This window comes from Novipirellula sp., assembly GCF_041583735.1.
Taxonomy (GTDB): domain Bacteria; phylum Planctomycetota; class Planctomycetia; order Pirellulales; family Pirellulaceae; genus Novipirellula.
In genome coordinates this window covers 1-4,722 of the sequence record NZ_JBFHFD010000671.1, presented here as the reverse complement: position 1 = coordinate 4,722, position 4,722 = coordinate 1, and the positions used below count along the sequence as shown (strand labels likewise).

The 4,722-nt window shown below is 52.9% G+C and carries 4 protein-coding genes; 2 read left to right on the top strand and 2 right to left on the bottom strand.

The features are described 5' to 3' along the window. Positions 1–367 precede the first annotated feature (367 nt). Positions 368–1,255, top strand: coding sequence for a hypothetical protein (locus ABX962_RS30645; protein ID WP_372725270.1), 888 nt, complete (start codon positions 368–370; stop codon positions 1,253–1,255). 315 nt (positions 1,256–1,570) lie between these two features. After that, positions 1,571–3,544, top strand: coding sequence for a thioredoxin domain-containing protein (locus tag ABX962_RS30640; protein WP_372725269.1), 1,974 nt, complete (start codon positions 1,571–1,573; stop codon positions 3,542–3,544). A 162-nt stretch (positions 3,545–3,706) separates the two neighbouring features. Here the strand turns inward: ABX962_RS30640 and ABX962_RS30635 are convergent, their stop codons facing one another. Continuing rightward, positions 3,707–4,093, bottom strand: coding sequence for a DUF3127 domain-containing protein (locus ABX962_RS30635; RefSeq protein ID WP_372725267.1), 387 nt, complete (start codon positions 4,091–4,093; stop codon positions 3,707–3,709). Positions 4,094–4,192: 99 nt separating this feature from the next. Further along, on the bottom strand, positions 4,193–4,722 hold a 530-nt coding region (locus ABX962_RS30630), incomplete at its 5' end, for a DUF1501 domain-containing protein (RefSeq protein WP_372725265.1).

Here is a 4,722-nt window from a genome sequence, read left to right as displayed (position 1 = left end):
TCTACCATCCGCCCACGAGGAAGACCCCGAAATCGCCCATAGCGTAAAAAGGACCTCCGTCCCCAGACCTTCATGTTCGCGAAACAGTGTTCTGTAACACGCTCGATTTCATTGCCGGACAACAGGGCGATTACCAGACAAAGCATATACATATTTCTACCGCGTTATTGTGTGGATGTTTGGTCCGAGTGAGTGCGAATAAAGGTTTCTTCCGTTGCCGGAGAAATTGCGTTTCTTGCGCTCGATTTTGAGACCCTTTCGCTTGTTGATGAAGCATCTTTTGGGAGAATAGGGTCTCAATCCATTCTGGCTTCTACTCTAGGCTTTCATACCAGTCACTTTACCCTTTTCACGATGGAGTGGATCGATGAGGGCATTGATGTCGCTGCCGCTGAAATACAAACGCACTTTTGGGAAGCGTCAGTTTCGTTTCGTACTTCGTGCGATGAGTGCCGTTTTTTGGTTGGGGCCGTGGCGTGCATTGGCGATTCGCTTCTTTCAATGGCGTGATTGCAATCCCAGACTGCCGCAGGGATGCAATTCGATGTTCCCCGAGGTCAATGTCGCCAGTCACGTCGTCGCACTCAATGCGAACGGCTTTGCCGCTGGGCCTCAATTGTCGCAGGACCGTGTGGACGAACTGCTATCAATTTGCTCCGACACAACTGTTTCCCACTACGACAATCCTCACGTGTATTGTGCTGTGCTGCGTGAACTCATTCTCGATCCATTCGTGCTAGCAGTGGCGCGACAGTATCTTGGTGCCGAACCACGCCTTTATCAAACCTTGTTGTACTGGACCTTTCCGCCCACTGATGAACAGAGCCAGGAATCAAAGCGAGTGGAAAAGAGTCGTTTTCACTACGACGTCGGTGACTTCAAATCGCTTCAGTTGTTTTGCTATTTAACCGATGTTGACGCCCATAGTGGACCCCATGTGGTCATCCTTGGAACACATAAGCCAAAGTCTTGGCTGCGTATGATGCGACGCTTTCTTGACGACCGCAACGCGGAACTACGATTTGGTAGCCGAATCCATACCGTCTTGGGGAAATGTGGCACAATATTCTTCGAGGATACTGTGTGCTACCACAAGCATTCGTATGGTGAAAAGCCACGACTTATGCTGCGTGTCACCTTCGTGCTTCAGCGGCGTTCGCGAACAGCGCTACTGCCGGAGGTTGTGCAGTGCACGACGGAGGAGCTTCCACCCTTGGTCGCAAACTCTGATGTAAATCTTGGGCGTACCACGTAGCTTTGGGACTTTATCGCAGTTATGGGGCTTTCTGTGCGTTGGTCTCTGGATTTGAGACCCGCCCGCGAGGAAGACCCCGACAACGCCCGTCGCGAAAAAAAAGACCTCCGTCCCCTTTTCCGTCCCGTAGTGGACGTGGCTACACGTCCCGTGGGTATCCAACTGCCGGGACGTTTTTCCCCGCGTCGGTTAGCGGTCGGGATCTTTAGCAAGATCCACTACGGTGGTGTGCGTTAGAATGGTCGGGTGTGGTTTGCTACCGTTGCTGCGACGACGCGAGCGATCATCCGCCATTGACTCTTTAGGATCTTGACGATGACCTCCTTTTATTACGTGATGATCTTCATCACTTTGACAGCCTCCGCGACTTTCGTGTGTCACGGGCAAGAATCGCCAGCGCAGGAAGCGACCGATGAGGTTCACCCTGCCAATCGGCTTGCGGGTGAATCGAGTCTGTACTTACTGCAACATGCTCACAATCCCGTCGATTGGTATCCCTGGGGCGAAGCGGCGTTTGAGAAGGCCAAGCGTGAAAACAAGATGGTATTCTTGTCGGTCGGTTACGCGGCGTGCCACTGGTGTCATGTAATGGAACGCGAATCGTTTGTCGATCCTGAAATCGCGGCACTGCTAAACGATCGCTTTGTTTGCATCAAAGTGGATCGGGAACAGCGTCCGGATGTCGATCAGATCTATATGTTGGCAGTCCAGATCGTCAGTCGTGGCAACGGCGGTTGGCCGATGTCGGTGTTTTTGACGCCCAAGGGAAAACCGTTTTGGGCAGGGACGTATTTCCCTGCGAGAACTGGCGATCGTGGTCAAGCGACGGGGTTCATGAGTGTCTTGAAACAAATCGACGAAGCTTGGACGACACAGCGTGATGCAGTGGAAACGCAAGCCGAAGCAGTCACGTCGCTCATCAAGGCCAATCGCAGCGGGATTGCCGAGGAGGAACTGGAGGCGGCCGCCTCGGCGCTGAATCAGAACCTTATCGACCGTGTTGCCGCTTCGTTAAAAGACCAATTTGATCCGGTCTATGGTGGCTTTGGTTTTTCAGATGCCCAGCCGAGTCGTCCGAAATTTCCCGAGCCATCGAATCTGTATTTTTTGATCGACCGAATCGAACGGGAATCGACATCCGAGGTTGAGCGTGAGGCGACACTAAAAATGTTGACGCAAACTCTGGATGGAATGATTAGCGGCGCCATGTTCGATCACATCGGTGGCGGGTTTCATCGTTACAGCGTCGATCGCCAGTGGCAGATTCCTCATTTCGAAAAGATGCTGTACGACAACGGCCAATTGGCGTCGGTTTACGCAGCCGCCTACAAAATTACGAAGCGTCAAGAATACCGCGACGTGGCAATCGCCATTTGTGATTTCGTGCTGCGTGAACTGAAGTCCAATGACGAAACGTTTTACAGTTCGCTCGATGCGGATTCCGAAGGCGAAGAGGGCAAGTTTTATCGCTGGAGCAAAAAGGAAATCGAGACACTCGAAAAATCGTTGAGTGGTTTCGGCGAGTTTGCCTCGGTCTATCAGTTTCGCGAGACGCCAAATTTTGAAGGCGAGTTCTTTGCACCCGAGCCTAAGCGTTCACTGACCGAAGTCGCAAACCAGAAAGGGCAATCGTATGAAATCCTGCGGGATTCGCTTCGGAGCGTAACAGACGAACTGCGTTCGATCCGTGAGCGACGCGAACGGCCGCTGCGAGATGAGAAAGTGTTGGCGGCATGGAACGGGTTGATGATCGCGGGGCTAGCCGATTGTGGCCGATTGCTGGATCGACCCGATTACGTCGATGCAGCTAAAACGGCAGCCGATTTCGTACTTGCAAAACTCGCTGCCGACGACGGTGTGCTGCGACGCGACTACGCCTCGGGGGCGAAAAAACTAGACGGTTATCTCGACGATTATGCGTTCTTTGTCTCGGGGCTGATTGCACTACATCGAGCAAGCGGAGACGCAAAATGGATCGATGCCGCCGAGTCGCTGACCGAGAAGCAGATCGAGTTATTCTGGGATGAAAAGGTGGGCGGATTTTTCTTTACGACCGCCGAGCAATCGCTGTTGATTGTGCGGATGAAAAATCCCAATGACGGTGCGTTGCCAGCCGGAGCCAGCGTGGCTGGCGAGAATCTGCTGTATTTGAACAAGCATTCCGACTTGTTTGCTGAGAAGAAATATCTCGGCAAGCTCGCCGTCGCAGCGGCGGCAGTGATCAAACAGAATCCCGCCGCGGCACCGAGGATGGCCGCCGTGTTAGCGGACTACATCGAGTCGGAGTGAAACAAAGTGGGATAGGCCACTCGTAACGAAACTCGCCAAGAGTTTCGGGAGTTCTTGGGCGAGCCGAAAGTCTTGGCGACTTTCGCTACGGGCGCGTTCGTCATTGACGTGACGTCCTTGCAAGCTTCACGTAATGATTGCGGAGCAATCAACGACTTTGGGCTAGAACGGGGCGTCGTCTTCGTTGGCTTCGTCGAACGCGTCGTTTGCCGAACGCGAGACCTTTTCGGTCATCGTGCCACCAGCTCCGCCGCCATCGCCAACCAAGCGGAACGACAACGCTTCGGCGTTGAGGAAGTATTTGGCTTCGCTGTGCTCGTCCTTTTGCCAGCGACGTCCGTTCAGACGGTAAGTCACTTCGATTTCGTCGCCAACTTTGATGTCATCAACGGCGTCGCAGCCATCTTTGACAAATTCAAGCGGAACGTAGTTGGTAAAGCTTCCCTTTTCTTGCTCAAGCACAACCAACCGCTTACGAAAACCTTTGTTTCCGTAGGTCTTGGTGTCTTCGATCAAATGGACAACGCCGCTGACTTTCGAGTCGCTCATACCAAACCGCTCAATTCTTATTTCTTCAAAAATTCAAAATTCGTGATACCGATTGCGCCATTATGGTGAAAGCAACCACGATCTTGCAACCGTCCGCAATCACGACAGAATATCGTGAACGACGTGTCCATGGACATCGGTCAATCGAAATTGGCGGCCTTGGTACTTGTAAGTCAAGCGTTCATGATCAATCCCCATCTGGTGCAGGATCGTGGCATGCAGATCATGAATATGCACCGGGTTTTCGGTCAAGTTGTAGCCGTATTCATCGGTTTCACCGTACGAAATTCCAGGTTTGATCCCCCCGCCCGCCATCCAAATCGAAAAGCAGCGAGGGTGATGATCACGACCAAAACTCTTTGCCGTCAATTTACCTTGGCAGTAATTCGTGCGACCAAACTCACCACCCCAAATGACTAGGGTGTCTTCGAGTAACCCGCACCGTTTCAGGTCTTTCACCAGTGCGGCGGACGCTTGATCGGTCGCCGCACATTGCCGCGGCAATCCCGACGGTAATCCGCCGTGGTGATCCCAACCTTGGTGATACAGCTGTACGAACCGCACACCGCGCTCGACCAACCGGCGTGCTTGCAAGCAATTGGCGGCGAAGGTACCGGGATTGCGTGAAT

What these genes read in the sequence shown, in the direction of transcription:
- ABX962_RS30645 (WP_372725270.1), top strand. Translation starts at nt 368, where the DNA reads ATGAGGGCATTGATGTCGCTGCCGCTGAAATACAAACGCACTTTTGGG.
- ABX962_RS30635 (WP_372725267.1), bottom strand. Translation starts at nt 4,093, where the DNA reads ATGAGCGACTCGAAAGTCAGCGGCGTTGTCCATTTGATCGAAGACACC.
- ABX962_RS30640 (WP_372725269.1), top strand. Translation starts at nt 1,571, where the DNA reads ATGACCTCCTTTTATTACGTGATGATCTTCATCACTTTGACAGCCTCC.